This window comes from Candidatus Pseudomonas auctus, from assembly GCF_048654275.1.
Lineage (GTDB): Bacteria > Pseudomonadota > Gammaproteobacteria > Pseudomonadales > Pseudomonadaceae > Aquipseudomonas > Aquipseudomonas pharyngis.
The window spans coordinates 397,760-414,212 of the sequence record NZ_JBJYZK010000001.1; the positions used below are offsets into that span (position 1 = coordinate 397,760).

General features: G+C 60.4%; 15 protein-coding genes. 2 read left to right on the forward strand and 13 right to left on the reverse strand.

The features are described 5' to 3' along the window. Positions 1–4: 4 nt before the first annotated feature. The 6 genes from glgA to ACKUG4_RS01835 form a co-directional block, all read right to left on the reverse strand. Positions 5–1,591 (reverse strand): glycogen synthase GlgA, encoded by a 1,587-nt coding sequence (gene glgA, locus ACKUG4_RS01810; protein ID WP_039768136.1) that lies wholly within the window; start codon positions 1,589–1,591, stop codon positions 5–7. Between the two features lie 529 nt (positions 1,592–2,120). Next, a complete protein-coding gene (locus tag ACKUG4_RS01815; protein ID WP_445433273.1) occupies positions 2,121–3,074 on the reverse strand; it encodes a D-2-hydroxyacid dehydrogenase family protein in 954 nt (317 codons plus the stop codon). A 13-nt stretch (positions 3,075–3,087) separates the two neighbouring features. Then, complete coding sequence (locus ACKUG4_RS01820) at positions 3,088–4,113, reverse strand: alpha/beta fold hydrolase (RefSeq protein WP_085611706.1); 1,026 nt, start codon at positions 4,111–4,113, stop codon at positions 3,088–3,090. 85 nt (positions 4,114–4,198) lie between these two features. After that, a complete protein-coding gene (locus tag ACKUG4_RS01825; RefSeq protein WP_445433274.1) occupies positions 4,199–4,633 on the reverse strand; it encodes a YqaA family protein in 435 nt (144 codons plus the stop codon). Further along, positions 4,633–5,079 carry a DUF411 domain-containing protein gene (locus tag ACKUG4_RS01830; RefSeq protein ID WP_445433275.1) on the reverse strand — a complete coding sequence of 149 codons (447 nt, stop codon included), beginning with the start codon at positions 5,077–5,079 and terminating at the stop codon, positions 4,633–4,635. The genes ACKUG4_RS01825 and ACKUG4_RS01830 overlap by 1 nt, the downstream gene beginning before the upstream one ends. 164 nt (positions 5,080–5,243) lie before the next feature. Then, on the reverse strand, positions 5,244–7,235 hold the full coding sequence (locus ACKUG4_RS01835) for a methyl-accepting chemotaxis protein (RefSeq protein WP_085646466.1): 1,992 nt from the start codon (positions 7,233–7,235) through the stop codon (positions 5,244–5,246). Positions 7,236–7,617: 382 nt separating this feature from the next. On the opposite strand from ACKUG4_RS01835, the gene ACKUG4_RS01840 reads away from it, so the two are divergent. Then, on the forward strand, positions 7,618–8,151 hold the full coding sequence (locus ACKUG4_RS01840; RefSeq protein WP_064596317.1) for a hypothetical protein: 534 nt from the start codon (positions 7,618–7,620) through the stop codon (positions 8,149–8,151). Between the two features lie 40 nt (positions 8,152–8,191). Here ACKUG4_RS01840 and ACKUG4_RS01845 read toward each other — a convergent pair whose 3' ends face one another. The 6 genes from ACKUG4_RS01845 to ACKUG4_RS01870 all read right to left on the reverse strand — a co-directional run bounded on the left by ACKUG4_RS01845 (position 8,192) and on the right by ACKUG4_RS01870 (position 15,620). Beyond that, a complete protein-coding gene (locus ACKUG4_RS01845; RefSeq protein ID WP_445433276.1) occupies positions 8,192–9,109 on the reverse strand; it encodes a GNAT family N-acetyltransferase in 918 nt (305 codons plus the stop codon). After that, positions 9,109–10,398 (reverse strand): phenylacetate--CoA ligase family protein, encoded by a 1,290-nt coding sequence (locus ACKUG4_RS01850; protein ID WP_445433277.1) that lies wholly within the window; start codon positions 10,396–10,398, stop codon positions 9,109–9,111. The genes ACKUG4_RS01845 and ACKUG4_RS01850 overlap by 1 nt, the downstream gene beginning before the upstream one ends. Continuing rightward, positions 10,382–12,826 carry an aldehyde dehydrogenase family protein gene (locus ACKUG4_RS01855; RefSeq protein ID WP_445433278.1) on the reverse strand — a complete coding sequence of 815 codons (2,445 nt, stop codon included), beginning with the start codon at positions 12,824–12,826 and terminating at the stop codon, positions 10,382–10,384. Before ACKUG4_RS01855 ends, ACKUG4_RS01850 begins: the two co-directional genes overlap by 17 nt. Before the next feature lies 1 nt (position 12,827). Then, complete coding sequence (locus ACKUG4_RS01860; protein ID WP_445433279.1) at positions 12,828–13,958, reverse strand: LuxE/PaaK family acyltransferase; 1,131 nt, start codon at positions 13,956–13,958, stop codon at positions 12,828–12,830. Further along, the gene (locus tag ACKUG4_RS01865; protein ID WP_445433280.1) at positions 13,958–15,217 is read right to left on the reverse strand and encodes an MFS transporter; all 1,260 of its coding nucleotides are present in this window, start codon (positions 15,215–15,217) and stop codon (positions 13,958–13,960) included. The genes ACKUG4_RS01860 and ACKUG4_RS01865 overlap by 1 nt, the downstream gene beginning before the upstream one ends. 262 nt (positions 15,218–15,479) lie before the next feature. Beyond that, positions 15,480–15,620, reverse strand: coding sequence for a hypothetical protein (locus ACKUG4_RS01870; protein ID WP_178076145.1), 141 nt, complete (start codon positions 15,618–15,620; stop codon positions 15,480–15,482). Positions 15,621–15,777: 157 nt separating this feature from the next. Here ACKUG4_RS01870 and ACKUG4_RS01875 point away from each other — a divergent pair, with 157 nt between their 5' ends. Continuing rightward, on the forward strand, positions 15,778–15,966 hold the full coding sequence (locus ACKUG4_RS01875) for a hypothetical protein (RefSeq protein WP_039768149.1): 189 nt from the start codon (positions 15,778–15,780) through the stop codon (positions 15,964–15,966). 18 nt (positions 15,967–15,984) lie between these two features. Here the strand turns inward: ACKUG4_RS01875 and ACKUG4_RS01880 are convergent, their stop codons facing one another. Beyond that, positions 15,985–16,362 carry a fe2+ zn2+ uptake regulation protein gene (locus ACKUG4_RS01880; RefSeq protein ID WP_445433281.1) on the reverse strand — a complete coding sequence of 126 codons (378 nt, stop codon included), beginning with the start codon at positions 16,360–16,362 and terminating at the stop codon, positions 15,985–15,987. Between the last annotated feature and the right edge of the window lie 91 nt (positions 16,363–16,453).

Genomic DNA, 16,453 nt, shown 5'->3' on the forward strand with positions numbered 1-16,453 from the left:
CTGGTTATTTGTGGTGCGTTTTTCCCAGCGACTTGGCCACCAGTTGTTCGTAGAGTTCGGCGTAGGGTTCGACCGCCTTGCACCAGTTGAATGGCGCGGCCATTGCCCGGCAGCGCATGGCGTTGAGCAGTTCGGGAAAGGCAAATACTTTGAACGCGCGGCTCAGGGCTTCGCGGTAGCTGTCGGCGGTCGATTCGTTGAACAGGAAACCGGTGACACCGTTTTCGATGGTGTCGGCCAGCCCGCCGGTGTTGCGCGCGACCGGCAACGAGCCGAAGCGCTGGGCGTACATCTGGCTAAGACCGCACGGTTCATAACGCGACGGCATCAGCAGGAAATCGCTGCCGGCGAACATCCGCCGGGCGTCGGTTTCGTTGAAGCCGATGCGCACGCCGATCTGGCCGGGGAAGCGCAGCGCCAGTTCGCGCATGGCTTGTTCTTCTTCCGGCTCGCCACGGCCGATGATTGCGATCTGGCCACCGTTCTGCACGATGTATTCCGACACCGCCTCGGTCAGGTCGAGGCCTTTTTGATAGACCAGCCGCGAGACCACGGCAAACAGCGGACCTTCCGATTGTTCCAGGCCGAACAGTTCGCGAACGTGGGCGGCATTGACCGCTTTGCCTTCCCAGTCGCCGATGGCGAACGGTGCGAACAGGTGCGGGTCGGTGGCGGCGTCCCAGCTTTCATCGATGCCGTTGGGGATGCCGCTGAGCAAACCTTGCTGGGTCTTGGCGGCGAGAAAACCGTCGAGACCGCAGCCGAAATCCGGTGTGGTGATTTCCTGCGCGTAGGTAGCGCTGACCGTGGTGATATGGCTCGAATAGGCCATGCCGGCCTTGAGGAACGACATTTTGCCGTAGAACTCCATGCCTTCCTGTTGCAGGGCATGGGCGGGAATCCCGAGTTCCGGGCACGAGCCCAGGCTGGTCACGCCTTGATAAGCGAGGTTGTGAATGGTGAACAGGGTCGGCGTGCGTTGCCCGCGCCAGTGCATATAGGCAGGCGCGAGACCGGCCGGCCAGTCGTGGGCGTGCACCAGATCCGGGCACCAGTGGATTTGCGCGAGGTTGGCGGCGATATCGGCTGCGGCCAGACCCAGACGAGCGAAGCGAATGTGGTTGTCCGGCCAGTCGCGACCATTGTTGGCGCCATACGGGCCACCGTCACGGGCGTAGAGTTCAGGGCAGATCAAGACATAAATGACCAGACCGTCGGGCATGTCCATGCGCCCGATCTTGCAGGGTGGCAGTGCAGCGTGGCCACCCAGTTCGCCGATGATGTGGATCGGATTTTCGCTGTTCATGACCTGCGGGTAACCCGGGATCAATACCCGCACGTCATGCAGATGTGCCATCGCGCGGGGCAGGGCGGCAGAAACGTCTCCCAGACCGCCGGTTTTCACCAGATCGGCGATTTCCGAGGTCACGAACAACACTTTTTTCTTGTTGGGGTTCTGACTGGCTATCGGCGTCAGTGTCTTGGTGATCGGGACGCTGATCGATCGGCTGCCGGGAACGCTTAAAGTGCTCGATTCACCCATCGGCTGATGAGCCCGTTCTCCCTGAATTTCCAATGCCGCACTGATCATATGAATCTCCCGTCTTTTTGATCTGATTCTTGTCTTGAACATGCGATGTCCATGGCCAGGTCCTGTGGCCGGGCGCAAACACGCCACGCATGAGTGAGCAAATCGCTACCCAACACGTGCAAGCAGAATGGGTGAGGGGGCCATTGCAAGACTTGAACCAGTCGCTTTGGCCCTGCCTATCAGATGACCCGCCGCGATCTGCAAAAGTTTCGACGAATTTTTGACTTTGTGACCGGCCGGTTTTACCCCGCGAAAACCAGTCTAGGCCAGATCCTAGAGCGGGCCAGGGCAATTGGATGAATTGTTCGACAATCTGTTGCACGCTCACGAAATCCGTGGCTTCGGGAGGGGGTGCGCCCCGACGAAGTGCATGTCTGGCGGGTTCGGTGACACAAAATGGTGACCGACCAGTCACGATTTCGGGCGCCGGGAAAGTGCGGGCGCACTGTTGCGGTGCGGACAGTTGTGTTGGCGGGCAGGCAGTGGGTGCTGCTTCGCGGGCAGGGATTGCCCGCGAAGGCGAGGTGACTCAGTTAAGCAGGCGGATAGGTTCCCCGGCTGACCACCCTTGAATGTCTTCGATCATCTGCGAAAAGAACAACTCATAGTTCTGGCGGCTGACGTAGCCGACATGAGGCGTGGCCAGCACATTGTCGAGGGTGCGAAACGGGTGCAGTGCCGGCAGCGGTTCCTGATCGAACACGTCAAGGGCCGCACCGCCGATACGTTGTTTCTGCAAAGCCTTGATCAGCGCCGCTTCGTCGACAATCGGCCCGCGCGCCGTGTTGACCAGCAGGGCGGTCGGCTTCATCCAGTCCAGCGCCTGGGCATCGACCAGGCCCCGGCTGCGATCGCTGAGCACCAGGTGCACCGACAGCACGTCAGCCTGTTCGAACAATTGCTGCTTGTTGACATAGGTGACGCCAGCCTGTTCGGCGCGTTCGGCGGTGAGGTTTTCGCTCCAGGCGATGACGCGCATGCCGAACGCCTGACCGAACTGCGCCACCCGCTGGCCGATGCTGCCGAGCCCGAGGATGCCCAGGGTCTTGCCGTGCAGGTCGCCGCCCAGACCTTGCTGCCACTGGCCGGCGCGCAGGGCGTTGGCCTCGTTCAGCAGATTGCGGCTGGCGGCCATGATCAGCGCCCAGGTCAGTTCCGGCGCTGCGTGTTTGTAGCTGTCGGTGCCGCAGACCTTGATCCCGAGGCGGGCCGCGGCCGGCATATCCAGCGCCGCGTTACGCATGCCGCCGGTGACCAGCAGCTTCAGGTTCGGCAAGCGTTTGAGCAGGTCTTCGTCGAAGCGCGTGCGTTCGCGCATCACGCAGATCACTTCGAACCGGCCCAGACGTTCGGCCAGCGTGGCGTTGTCCGCCGGGTACTCATGGACGAAGGTGACTTCGCCGAGACTGTCGAGCACCGACCAGTCGACTACGCCCCGCGCGACGTCCTGCCAGTCATCGATCACCGCAATCTGCACCGCCATCAGCGTTACCTCTTCAACGAACGGGATTGGTTTTGTCCAGCCAGCCCAGCAGTGCCTCGTGGAACTTCGCCGGCTCTTCCATCTGCGGGGCGTGGCCCATGCCGGGGAATTCCACCAGCGTGGACTGAGGAATCAGTTTCGCCACCTGCTTGCCCAGCACCTCGTAGTGACCGATTTTCGCCTTCACTTCGGGCGGCGCGATGTCCTTGCCGATGGCGGTGGTGTCGGAGGTGCCGATCAGCAGCAGGGTCGGCATCTTCAAATCCTTGAACTCGTAGTACACCGGCTGGGTGAAGATCATGTCGTAGATCAGCGCCGAGTTCCATGCGACCTGAGTCTTGCCCGGACCGTTACTCAGGCCGGCGAGCATGTCCACCCAGCGGTCGAATTCGGGTTTCCAGCGGCCGTCGTAATAGGTCGTGCGTTCGTAGTCGCGAATGCCCTGGGCGGTGACTTTCAATTCGCGCTGATACCACTGATCGACGCTGCGGTAAGGCACGCCAAGGGCTTTCCAGTCTTCCAGGCCGATCGGGTTGACCAATGCCAGTTGCTCGACCTGATCCGGGTATTGCAGCGCGTAACGGGTGGCGAGCATGCCGCCGGTGGAGTGGCCGAGCAGGGTGGCCTTCTGGATGCCCAGCGCCTTGAGCAATTGCTGGGTGTTGGCCGCCAGTTGCTGGAAGGTGTACTGATAATGATCGGGTTTGCTGGAGGTGCAGAAACCGATCTGATCCGGGGCGACCACCCGGTAACCGGCTTCGCTGAGGGCCTTGATCGAACTGTCCCAGGTCGCGCCGCAGAAATTCTTGCCGTGCATCAGCACCACGGTGCGCCCGTTGGCCTTGCCGTGGGCGGCGACGTCCATGTAACCCATCTGCAGCGACTTGCCCTGAGACTGAAAGGCAAAGTGCTTGAGGGTGTAGGGATACTCGAAACCCTGCAATTGCGGGCCGTATTGCGGGCCTTCGGCGTGAGCGAGCAGGGGCAGGGCGGCGGTCAGCAGCAGGCCGGGCAGCCAGCGGGTCAGCGATACGGACATAGGACAACTCCACAAGAAATTGGCCGATGCTGGAACGGCCGGATTAGGGCGACGTTAAACACAGGCAATCCCCGGGCCCGATCGTTCAACCGAGCCAGCCGAGGGTGAGCATCGCCAGCACTCCGTAGCGGGCGCCTTTGGCGAGAGTGACGATCAACAGAAAACGCCCGAGAGGTTCGCGCATGCCCCCTGCGATCAGCGTCAGCGGATCGCCGATGACCGGCAACCAGCTGAGCAGCAACGACCAGTGACCGTAACGCTGATAGTGAACGCGGGCTCGCTCCATATGCCTGGGGCTGACCGGAAACCAGCGCCGGTCCTGAAAGCGTTCCAGCCTGCGCCCCAGCCACCAGTTCACCAGCGAACCGAGGACGTTGCCCAGCGTCGCCACGGCCAACAGCCCCCAAAGCCAATAGCGCTCGCTGACCAGCAGCCCTACCAGCACGGCTTCCGATTGCAGCGGCAACAGCGTCGCCGCGCCGAACGCCGCCAGGAACAGCCCGAGATAACCCGCAGTCATCAATGGGCCGGGTAATCCGCCACCACCACATCGGCACCGTCTTTCTTCAGGCCGATCACTTGATACGCATCACTCATGCCGTCCATTTCCATGCCCGGCGAGCCCATCGGCATGCCCGGTGCGGCAACGCCCAGCAGGTCGTCACGCTTGCTCAGGGCCAGCACCTGTTCCGCCGGTACATGACCCTCGACGAATTTGCCGTTGATGATTGCGGTGTGGCAGGACGCCAGACGTGGCGGCACGCCGTGTTGCTGCTTGAAGCTGCTCATGTCGGATTCGACGTGGTCTTCGACCTTGAAGCCATTGGCTTCCAGATGACTGATCCACTTTTTGCAGCAGCCGCAGTTGGCGTCTCGGTGGACTTCGATCGGAATAAGGTCGGCGGCTTGCGCCAGGGAGGAGATGAACAGGGCGCTCAGGGCGGCCAGACGCAGAAGGTTTCGCATGGAGGGCTCTCGGCTTAGAGGAGAAACGGTCAAAAAAGGAAGGCATTTTGACCGGTTTTTCCTGCCGGGCATCAACGGAGTGTTTCCAAGTGATACGAGGCAGGCCTGCCAATATGATCGTAGATCAAAGCTGACAGGCCACTGAGCGCAAGATGACAAAACGGTCAGCGAACCTTGAACCGCCCCATGATCGCGCTGACCCGGCTGTTGGCTTCCAGCAACTGGCGGGTGTTGAGTTCGCTGGCCTGACCGCTTTCCACCAGCTCATCAACCATGTGGCGGATCTGCACCATGCTGCGGTTGATCTCTTCGGTGACCGCGCTCTGCTGTTCGGCGGCGGTGGCGATCTGGGTGCTGAGGCTGTTGATGTGGCTGACCGAACCGGCCATCTCGTCGAGGCCACTGTTGACTCGCGCCGTGGCATCGGCGGCCGACTGGCAGCTGGCCTGGGTGTTTTCCATGGCGCTGACCGACGAGCTCACGCCCTGGGTCAGACGGCTCAACATCTCGTTGATTTCCGAGGTGCTGGCCTGGGTGCGGGCGGCGAGGGCACGCACTTCGTCCGCCACCACTGCAAAACCGCGACCCTGTTCACCGGCCCGCGCTGCTTCGATGGCGGCGTTGAGCGCCAGCAGGTTGGTCTGGCCGGCAATGGCGCCGATCACGCCGAGGATTTCGGTGATGCGCTGGGCGTCCTGCTGCATGCTTTCGACCTTGTGCGTGGCGCTGGCCACTTCGTCGATCAACGCCACCACGCTGCTTGACGCTTCGCCAACCACCACGCGCGAGCGGTCGGCGTTTTCATTGGCGCGTTGGGTGAAGGCGGCGGTTTCAGCGGCATTTTGCGCGACGCTTTCGGCGGTCGAGCTCATTTCGTTGATCGCGGTAACCGTCTGGTCGGTTTCCGAAGCGTGGCGCAGCAGAATCTGGCTGGTGTGCGCCGAGGTGCGTTGCAGGTTGTCGAGGCTTGAGGCCATGGCGCCGGTTGCCTGGGTGACCTCGCCGATCATGTTCTGCAGGTAGGCGATGAAGGTGTTGACCGAGTGCCCGATGGCGCCGAGCTCATCTTCAGCGCGGATGGTGATGCGCCGGGTCAGGTCGGCATCGCCGCTGGACAGCGAATCGATGTTGGCTTTCAGCGCTTTCATGCGCGAAACCAGTTGGCGAATCGCGTAGACCTGCAGCAGCACCAGCAGGATCACCAGCGGAATCTGCAACAGGCTCAGGCTGCTGAGCACGTCATCACGCTGGGCGGTGAGCATTTTGGTCGGCAGCGCGGTGGCGAGGAACCACGGGGTGCCTTCGATCGGGCGCATGAAGAAGGTGCTGGCTTCACCGTGGTTGTCGAATTCGACGCGCTGCGCCTGCTCGCGGTTTTGCAGCCCGGCCTTGACCTGGCTGGCGAAGGTCGAGCCACCGGCCAGTTCGCTGATGTTCTTCAGCACGATCGGCCCGCTGATGCGCGAGCTGTTGCTGATGATCTTGCCGTCAGCCTCGACGATCAGCATTTCGGCGTTGAGGTCTTTTTCCTTGCGCGCCACCAGATCGTTGAAGAAGCCCAATGTCACGTCGATGGTCGAGACGCCCCAGGCGCTGCCGTTTTTCTGGATGGCCATGGCGCAGTTGGTGCGCGGTTCGGCGCTGGCGTCATCTTTATAGGCAGCGGCCCACGCGCATTGGCCGCGCGGGGTCTGCATGCCGCCCTTGTACCAGCTCTGGTCGTAATAGTTGGGGGCTGCGTCGCTGTTCCAGAAGGTGTTTACCGCCAGTTTGCCGGAGGCGTCGCGGTGCCAGAACGTACTGAACTTGTTGCGTCCGGCCTCACGCTGGCCGGGCAACGGCCAGATGCCGCCGCCGAATACTTTGAGCTCGCCGTATTGATCCACCAGCCCCGGCAACACGGTATCGATGGCTGCGCTGTCGAGCAGCGGGATGGTCTGGGTGATGCTGCGCTGTTGCGCCTGGACCTTGTTCAGTTCGCCCTGGATCTGCTCGGCCACTTCAGCAATGCGATTGAGCACCACCTGTTCTTCGGTATGACGCAGCTTGGGCGCGACCAGCTGGCTGATGCCAACCACGGTCAGCACCGACAACAACAGAATGAACAGAACCAGAAACAGCGTGTAGCGAGCCTGAATGGTGCGGAATGCGGGCATGGAAACCGGTCCTTTAGCAGGGATTCTTATTGTGGGCAGGGGGAAAACAGCGCAGGTTTCCTAACGTATCGTCGCGACTTCGGGAAGCTTTAGGTACTTGCGTCCTAAAAGATGCAATCCCGACCGATGGAACGTATCCGGCCTGATACACGAGGACTAACTGTCCCGAACATTAGAGCGATAAACCCACTTTCATCACATTGTAATGAATGCTCTGGTCCCGTATTTCCGGGGCCGTTGTCGGTTTGTATCGTGAATGTACGAAAATTGTAAAAAAGTGCAGAAAGGAGTTGGTGCCATTAGTTTGCCGGCCGATACTCCGGGCAACTCAAAAGTCGTCCAACAAGGAATTTTTCATGTTTTCCTCGCAAGGAGCCTGCACATGACTATCGGCTATACCGGTGCCTGGCAACCCAAGGCGGGTTTGCTGGTTCGAGACACAGGAAGCTCGAGCAAACCGGTTTCCCAAAGCGTGAAGGTCAAGCAGATGCTGGCTCTGGTCGGCAACGACCCCAACGCAATCAGCATCGCCGAGATGGACAAGCAGGGTCTGCACAAGAACATCAAGGGTTTCGATCCCACCAATGTTTCGGCCAAACAATTGGGCAGCCTCAGTGCAATGCTGCGCAGCCGTGGCCTGATTTCCGAAGTCACGTCCATTACTCTGCTCAACGCCGGCGACAAGTTTGATCGCTTCGGCATTCAGAAGGATCCGGACGCCAAGTTCAATGCGCTGGAGTACTTCGCGACGCAACTGGATACCATCCAAAACAACAATCTCAAGGGCAACAAGTACGCCAATACGTTGATCCCCGAGTACAAGAAAGCCATCTATGTGCTGCAGAATCTGCAGACCTACGGTCAGGGTGGGGAGCGCAAGCCTCCTACCGACAAGGGTGTCAGCGCCAAGGCGTGATCAGGCAGGCCCGCCCCGGCAACGGAGCGGGCCTCGTCGTTTACGCAGCCTTGAGTTTGCGCTGTCGCGTGTCGTCCTGCAGAACCTGCATGCGCGGGCAGTGCAATGTCAGCGGTCCTGGTTGAAATCCGCGATGAAACAACGCCAGCCATCCGGACCCTTTTTCATCGGGTGCCAGCCCGGTGAAGGTGAAGTCCATGGTCGACAACTGGCGCCAGGCACTATCGAAACCCTGCGCGAGTCTGAGCCTGATCGAAATCAGCCAATGGTCCGGCAACTGCTGCAATTGCTTGAGCAATCCGTCGTCAAGCGCCTCCAATACGCAGTCATAGCGCCCCCAACGCTGATCCAGTTGGATGGGGTCGCCGACCCAGGGTGATGGGTTGTCCCGTGTCCCGAACATGTCGACCATCTGCTGCATGAACTCGCGGCAGCCATCCGGCCATGCGAGGCTTGGCAACGGTCGCTGGTATCCGTCGATCTGGAGATAGCCGAGCACCAACGACTCCGGCACCGGTTCGCCAAAGGGCGAAGGGGCATGATCGGGTAGCAGCCCGGTGTTGTGAAACCCCAGACGGGCGGCCATCCGTTGCGTGTAGGGATGATGGGTCATCTGCTTGATCGTCACGCCGTGGCATCCGAGCGCCTGGGCATGAATCAGTAATTGTCGGCTCAGTCGGGTGGCCACGTTCTGGCCCCGGCTCTGCGGATCAACCACGCTCAATGCGAGTTCGGCGATGCGCGACTCCTTGTCGCGAATCAATGCCGCGTGTCCCAGAATCCGCCCCTGCGACACCGCCACCAATGAATGCCAGCGCCCGCCGACATGGTTCTGCGTGATCATGCGCGGCAGGTAAACATGGGGCTGAGCGTATTGGTTGCCGTAGACCTTTCTGAAAAGCTGGCTGACGGCACGGGCGTCGCTGTTACGGTAACTGCGCAGGATCAGGGTTTCCATCAACGGTCCTCCCCGTGCAGATTGTCGTATACCCGCAGATCGACTACACGCTGCTGTTTACCTGACCGTGGATGGCGTGACAGTGACTGAATCGTGCAGCGCCGGATCTGCAATTCGAGCAAATGCCCGGTGCTCAATTCTTCGATCAATGGATAGGCTTCGATCAACGCACGGTGCAGTAACCGGTCTGCCTGCTCACCCATCGCAGACAGGGCATCCGGTACCCAGCGCAGGCACAGAATATCCCTTGTGCCTTCCTGTTCGATCACCAGTTGCCAGTCTTCACTGCCGGTAATCCGCTGTACGGTTTGGCCGATGGCCTGAGGCAAGAGGGTCAGTATGCCGACACGAACCCGCTGACTGTCGGCACAGCGTCCCATCAACGCGAATTTGCGCCGGGGAACATTACCGGGCTCTCGCCAACAGGCACGATCGCCGACCGGATAGCGAATCAAGGGCATCAAGCGACGGGTCATGTTGGTCACCACCAGTCGTCCCACCCGGTTGCACCCGTCAATCACCTCTCCGGTTTCTTCGTCGAGAATCTCCAGCACGCTATGGTTGTCCGCCGCATGATGTTCGCCCAACGCGCAATCCCGTTGACTGGCGCCGATGAAACCGGCGTCGACACTGGCATAGCCGAGAGACGCAATGCGCGCACCGGGAAAGACACGCCCCAATCGTCGCAGTTGTGCCGGAAAGAGACTTTCCCCGGCGTAGAGCAGGGTTTTCACGCCCTCGAGTACCCGCCCGTGCTGTTCCAGCCAGGCCGCGAAGGTCAGCAAATGGGCGGGCAAGCCGGCCAGCACATTGATGCGGTGCCGGACGATGGCATCGGCGAGGATGAGCGAGTCGACATGACCGGTGAACGGAAATTCGACAATGTCCGTTTCCACCTGTGCCAGCGCATCGTGGGTGAAGATGAAACTGGCGTAGAGGTCGCCAGCGAAAAACAGATTGGCGATACGGTCACCCGCGCTCAACTGACCGCCGAGACTGCGACCGAAGTCCGCTACCAGTGTTTGCCATTCCTTGCGCTGAAAAACCGAAAATTTACCGGTGCTGGTGGTTCCTCCTGTCTTGAATACCAGTGCGTTTTCCAGAGAATCGGTCAGTACAGGCCAGCGGTCGAGATCCTGGCTGCCTACCCAGTAGGCAGCGGGATCGATCACCGGCAATTCAGCCAGCGAAGTGACGTGCTCGGGCACATCAGCGAAGTGGCCTGCGTAAAAGCTTGAATGGCGACGGGCAAACGCCACGAGCTCGTTCAACTCAATCCTTGTGTTCATGTTGCATTCCTTGCAAGTCAGTGGGCGGGACCACGCTGCGGTTGTCGATCACCTGCGGCGTCTTTCCGCTGTGTTTGTTTCGGGCGAACTGATCGATCGCACAGTGTTCTGCGTCCACCGTCAGCAGTCCCGTGCGGATGAGGGTCGCCAGCGTCGGGTAATCCAGCAGGCGGTCATGAACTTCGCGGGCGGGCAGCGAACTGCGAAACCGCATCCGCTCCAGCCCGTCGGGTGCGTGTTCCAGGATCAACTGGAATTCGACCTGCAGATGCCGAGCCAGTGTTTCCAGACAGATAAAGTCCGTGCCGATGCGCAGCAGCCGGCCGTGACGTTGGAGCAGCTCGAAGCGTGGAGCCGGCAGCCCGCATGGACACCGGCCGGGTATCCAGCGGCCGCTGTCGCCAAGGTCGTATCGCTGAACGTCCTGGCCTTGTCGTTCTATCGAGGTGAACACCAGACGGCCGATTTCATCGCCATTCACCGGCTGATCGGCTTCAAACGCGACGATTTCCAGATGTTGAATATCGCTCATCAGATGGAATACGCCATCAGACGTTGCCGGGCAGGCATGGCCGAGTGGTCCGGCGTCGACGCTGCCGTAAATGGCCGAACGGATAAGCCTGACGCCGCAGATGCGCATCAACGCAAGGCTCTGTTCGCCGGGATGCTCACCGCCGAGAAAGACCTTTTCGATGCCGCCATAGTCACGCAATCGTGACTGCTCGTTTAGAAACAGACGATGCAGGGTGCTCGGCATGCCGACCAGTGTGGTGACGCGTTGTTCGATGATCAAACGGGCGATTTCGCGGTAATCGTCATCGGCAGGCGCGCCCATCGGCAGATGAGTGACACCCAGTAGCTCCAGCACTTTGGAAAAGCTGAAGAAGCCGCCATACAGCCCGCCACTGAAGAACAGGTTCATCACGCGGTCGCGGGCCGGGTCGAGGCCCGCCGCAAACAGGCCATCGGCGGCGGCACGCATTTGCCGATCAAAATCGCGGTAACTGAAACCCGACAACACCGGAACGCCGCTGCTGCCCCCGGAGCGGAAGTACAGGCGGGCCGCCGGATTGATCGGTCGGGTGACAAACGTTTCCTTGTTCATGATCGGGCGAGCTGCGATGCACGGCGGTGCCGGTAGCGGATCAAGCGTGGCACAGGTAGACAGCGTCGCAACCGGCAGGCTGACCGACACCCGCCGACTCAGGCGCTGCAAGGCATAGACACCGTCGTGAGGTTCGCCCTCGTAACCTTCGTGAATCGATTCAACGGGGGCGATTCGCGTGACGCCTGCTGCGATCAGCATCTGCGAAAGTTCTGCTGTCTCGTGTTCGGAGCAGATCAGGGCGCAGCTTTGCAGCATGTTTCGCCAAGGCACGAGCGCCTCGATGACTTGCGTTCGTGGCAGTGGTTTGAGCAGCACACTGCGAAACAGCGGCGAGGGCGCGAGTTGCTGGTCATGCGTCCAGATCACCCGCCAGCCCGGTGCTTTCCAGACATGTCCGGGGGGGCCGACAAAACTCTGGGTCAACTGCGCGATCGCCGTGTCTGTAGTGATTTGCGACGCCTCTTGAAGTGACGGCATCAAGGCCGGCCAGTGCTGGGCCCGACGTTCCAACGCCTTTGCCAGGCCCGCGCCGATGATGCGCAGAACAGCTTCGTCATCGCTGTCCACCAGCAGCCATTGCGGGCTGGAACAGGCCTGTTGGTCGAGACGACAGACTTCATCCGCCACCGCGTCCAGCGCCTCTGGCGAGGCGGTCTCGGGAGTCAGGTAAACAAAACTGATCCGATGACCCCAGTCGATCCAGCGACAGCCGGCCGGGATCTGTCGGCGGATGGATTGAAGCGCCGATTCGCCGCCCCAGGCTGAAATGCCGTTGGCGCGTTCGCAGAGTTGGCCGATTTGCTCGGTCGTTGCTGGTATGACCGCGACGTGTCCTGCGATCTGGCCGGTGGCGTCGCACTGAGTCAGCGCATGGAGCAAGCGAGCGGTCAGGCCCTGATCACTGCTGCTGGGACGCAGCCAGTTGACGTTGCCGGCCAGCAGGCTTTCGATCACGGCACAGAAGGCCAGCAGCGGCGCATTGCCAGGGGTGATGTGCACCACCAGACCCAGCGGGCTCCAGCGTTCGAAGTGCGACTCGCGATAGTCGATGCGGCGCAAGGCATCCGGTTGCTCCCCCAGCTCACGTTGCAGTTTGTGCTGCAGGGCATCAGGCTGGCAGAACTCAATCAGGGATTGACGGTGTTCAGGTTCAAGAGGCAGATCCGGATCGTGCAGTCGGGTGGAGAAAACCGCGACCGCATCGAGGACTGTCCCACGCTGGAGTGCCGTGCCCAGTCGCTGTGGCAGGTCCAGATGAAGTTGCTCCAGTGCGGCGTCGAGCCGGTAGTCGGGGTGAAGCTGTCCATTGATCAGATACATGTCAATGCCTCCCCAGCAGTTCAGCGGCGGCCAGGGCGCAGCTTCTGCCGGCCGTGGTCGCGGCGCGGCCATGCAGTTCGAACCAGTCTGCAGATAGACCGCAGCCACAGCTGGCGCCTGGATGCAGGGTGGCCAGATCGCTCATGACCACGGCGTGGGCCGGACTCGATGAAATGTAGGGCGAGACGAAACTCAGCAAGCCTTGACGGCCATACGGCAGAACCGTGAAGTCGGACGGATTGCGCACGAAGACCTGCGAATAGACGGGCACATGGAAATGATGATGAGCACATTCAAGGTAAGGCACCGGATGCTCGACCGCGCCGTAACCGTCACGGCAGCGAGAGACCTCAAGGCCCAGTTGTCGGTGCATGCGCTCGTACAGTTGCTGACGGGGAATCTCCTGCGCGGCATGGGTTTTCCAGCCACCCCCGAAGAGCGCCAACGAGTCCGGTGCCAGTTGCAGTTCGCGAACGCCGGTGGCTCGCATGCGTTCAAGGGTCTGCCAGAGAAAGGCGGGAAAGCCGAGAATCCGTACGGGCAGTCCTTCTTCGGCGAATGATTGCAGCGCTGCAATAACGCCGAAACTGTCGAACTCATGGCCGCTCCCGGTATGGCGCAGGGCGTAGGTCACTCGGTTGACGGGCGCGAACCGGCACAGGAACTGGTCGGTAAAGGAGGTTCCCAGGCTGATCGTCTCTTCCGGCTCATAGCTCAAAAGCAAGTAGTTGCACGGGGTTTGCGGGTTGCTCCAGCCATAATGGTGAAAGATGCGTTCGACCATGTACTGAGCGGCGCCCAGGCTGCGTTCGTCGTAACGCATGCGACTTTTCTGACCGCTGGTGCCTGAGGATGTCAGCTCCAACGCGTGGGTACCGGTGGGGCTGAGCAATAGGTGCTGCTTGAAAAAACTGGCGAAAATCGGCGGTAGACGCGACCAGTTGTCGAGTCTGTCCAGATCGTCCACGGTCAGCCCGTTGGCGTTCAGCCAGTGCTCGTAGCCTGGGGTGTGCTGGCTGTGGAAACGGCTGATCTCGACCATGGCCTGATCGAACAGCCCGTCCGGCACGGAGTCCGGGCAATAGGGTTGCGTCAACGCGCAGAGCTTGTCGCTGTGGGGGAAATGGAACATCAGACGTCCTTATCGTTATGGTGAACGGTCGGCCTTGCCGCAGCAGGCAAAAACCGGTTGAGCAGGGGCAGGCACAGCAGGCCGCCGACCGCGGCCCACAGCGCAAAGAAATCGAGGCGAAGGCCGCCGCCGATGGCGGCAATCAACGCTCCACCGGCACCCATTACGGCAATCGAAATCATGCCGATCGCGGCCGAGACCAGTCCTTTGCTGTCATCGCTGCAAAACAGCGCCAGCCGATACAGGGCTGCGTTGCTCATGCCCAGCCCTACGGCGTACAGCGCGAGGCCGGCAATCAGTGCGGTGAGGGAGAGACCGGTCATGGCAACGGCCACCAGGGTCAGCAGCCCCAGGCAGTACGGCCACAGTGCCAGGCGAATCAATTGCGGCAATTCACGTGTGGGCAGCAACCGGTCGAGAATCAGATTGCCGAGAATGACCGCCGAGAAAACCGGAATCTGCCACAGGGCATATTCCCGCGTTGTCAGCCCCAGTGACTGGATCAGCAACAGCGGTGCAAGACCGATCCAGGCGATCAGCGGCAGGCTCATCAGGCCAAGTGCAACGCAGGTCCCGAGAAAGTTTTTGTTGCGCGCCAACGCAAGGTATCGAACACCGATCTGGCGAAGGGAAAAGGCCATGGGCGGTTGCTGAGTGCCATCACGACGGACCACGCCGATGGTTTCGGGCATGCAGGCGTACAGTCCGGTCCATGCAAGTACGGCAACCAGGGCCAGGCCGAGAAACAGTTCGCGCCAGCTGAGCCATTCCAACAACAGACTGCCCAGCAGCGGACCGATCAGCGGCGAAAGCAGTGCAACATTGCCGAGCAGCGCCATCAGGCGCACCGCATCGGCTTCGCAGAATACTTCCTGAAGTGCGGGATAGCTGACAGCCACCACAAACCCCAGCCCCATGCCCTGGATTAGCCTTAATGCGTTGAAAACTTCAATACCGGGCGTAAAGACTGTCGCTGCACACGTTGCACCGAACAGTGCGCAACCGGCCAGCAACAACGGGCGTCGACCGAACCGGTCGGCAAGCGGTCCGATCAGCCATTGCAGGCACACACCACCGATCAGGTAGAGATTGAAGGCGTTGGGGATATGACGGGCATCGGCTTCAAGATCCTGAGTGACGGTTAGCATCGCCGGCATGACCATGTCGCTGGCCATGTAGGTCAGCCATTCGAACAGCATGATGGCGAGGCAGAAACCGAGCGCCTGCTGCGGCGAGAGATTGATGAGAGTTCTTTGCATACGCTTCCACGAGATTCGAGAGAGAGCGCAAAGGGTAGAGGCGGGGTCAGACTGTTCCTACGTCATTGCTGTGACGCTCTATGACGGGGGGTTGCTTGATGTTGCACAAGTCGGGATGCCTACTCGCAAGCGCGAATTGCCTGACAAGATAATGAATAGAGTCTTAAGAAAAATGCCCACATTCCTGTGGGCATTTCGGCTGACACTAAATCAGTTGTTGCATTTGAATGAATGGACGCTGGCATCCTTCTCGCGGCATGACTTAACGATGGTCGTAGTAGCCCGGACCTTGCGGCGCGTAGTGGCGATGATCGCCATGCCAGCCGCCGTGGGGGAAAATAATGCAGCCGCTCAGGGTGAGCAGTGCAAGGACAGGAATCAGCCAGGTGATTCGACGCAGCATTTCAAAGATCCTCATGGTTAAAGCCGCCTGAAGCCAAAGCTCTTCATCGGCTGTAACATGAGACCCCGTTTGCAGCGGCATATCCCCGTGAAAGGGTATGTGCATGGCATCGACGCCGATACAAACCCGATACATTCCAACGGTTCAGGAACCTGTAATGACCCAGAAGCAACGCTTGAAATATTCGATTCTGATCGCCCTCGCCGTACTGCTGATCATGCTTGGCCTGTCCTGGCTGCAAAACGCCGGCAAGCTCAGCGAGCAAACATTTCAGTACATAGCCATCGGTGTGGCGGTGGTGGTTGTGGTGATCAACGGCGTGATGCGCCGCAAAGTCAAGCCCTGACGGCATCTGCCGGGCGCTTCAATCGTGGTTGAGCACGGCGGCGGCCTGGGGATGGAGGCTGTAGCTCTTGTCGTCGTTGAACGTGATGACACCTTCGGCGCACAGGCGTTTGAGGACTTCGCGCACGCTGAGAAAGGACAAGGGAATGTCCAGATCCAGCAACTGGCTGTGAACACCACGCACACCCAGACGACGGTCGTCCTCGGCGGCGACCAGCAGGGTGTCGATGACTTTGAGGCGAATCAGGCTGGTGCGCAGGCCGAAGCTTTTAAGCAGCATACGGATGCGATCATTGCCGTGACGCTCGACCCGTTGCCCGAATACGTCGGCGTGTGAACCCATGGGCGTTCCTTGTGGGGTCTGGCTACCTTCCGATGGTAGGGGTGGGTTGTACATGCGATTACTCCTTTCAGAGCCTGATCAGGAAAGATTTTTCGTGCTCTCTCTAAACAAGACGTTTCAGCCCGCCAAATCATGAAGCGGAAAA

Excerpts from the sequence above, each read along its gene's own strand:
- glgA (WP_039768136.1), bottom strand. The coding sequence starts at position 1,591 with ATGATCAGTGCGGCATTGGAAATTCAGGGAGAACGGGCTCATCAGCCG.
- ACKUG4_RS01815 (WP_445433273.1), bottom strand. The coding sequence starts at position 3,074 with ATGGCGGTGCAGATTGCGGTGATCGATGACTGGCAGGACGTCGCGCGG.
- ACKUG4_RS01820 (WP_085611706.1), bottom strand. The coding sequence starts at position 4,113 with ATGTCCGTATCGCTGACCCGCTGGCTGCCCGGCCTGCTGCTGACCGCC.
- ACKUG4_RS01825 (WP_445433274.1), bottom strand. The coding sequence starts at position 4,633 with ATGACTGCGGGTTATCTCGGGCTGTTCCTGGCGGCGTTCGGCGCGGCG.
- ACKUG4_RS01830 (WP_445433275.1), bottom strand. The coding sequence starts at position 5,079 with ATGCGAAACCTTCTGCGTCTGGCCGCCCTGAGCGCCCTGTTCATCTCC.
- ACKUG4_RS01835 (WP_085646466.1), bottom strand. The coding sequence starts at position 7,235 with ATGCCCGCATTCCGCACCATTCAGGCTCGCTACACGCTGTTTCTGGTT.
- ACKUG4_RS01840 (WP_064596317.1), top strand. The coding sequence starts at position 7,618 with ATGACTATCGGCTATACCGGTGCCTGGCAACCCAAGGCGGGTTTGCTG.
- ACKUG4_RS01845 (WP_445433276.1), bottom strand. The coding sequence starts at position 9,109 with ATGGAAACCCTGATCCTGCGCAGTTACCGTAACAGCGACGCCCGTGCC.
- ACKUG4_RS01850 (WP_445433277.1), bottom strand. The coding sequence starts at position 10,398 with ATGAACACAAGGATTGAGTTGAACGAGCTCGTGGCGTTTGCCCGTCGC.
- ACKUG4_RS01855 (WP_445433278.1), bottom strand. The coding sequence starts at position 12,826 with ATGTATCTGATCAATGGACAGCTTCACCCCGACTACCGGCTCGACGCC.
- ACKUG4_RS01860 (WP_445433279.1), bottom strand. The coding sequence starts at position 13,958 with ATGTTCCATTTCCCCCACAGCGACAAGCTCTGCGCGTTGACGCAACCC.
- ACKUG4_RS01865 (WP_445433280.1), bottom strand. The coding sequence starts at position 15,217 with ATGCAAAGAACTCTCATCAATCTCTCGCCGCAGCAGGCGCTCGGTTTC.
- ACKUG4_RS01870 (WP_178076145.1), bottom strand. The coding sequence starts at position 15,620 with ATGCTGCGTCGAATCACCTGGCTGATTCCTGTCCTTGCACTGCTCACC.
- ACKUG4_RS01875 (WP_039768149.1), top strand. The coding sequence starts at position 15,778 with ATGACCCAGAAGCAACGCTTGAAATATTCGATTCTGATCGCCCTCGCC.
- ACKUG4_RS01880 (WP_445433281.1), bottom strand. The coding sequence starts at position 16,362 with ATGTACAACCCACCCCTACCATCGGAAGGTAGCCAGACCCCACAAGGA.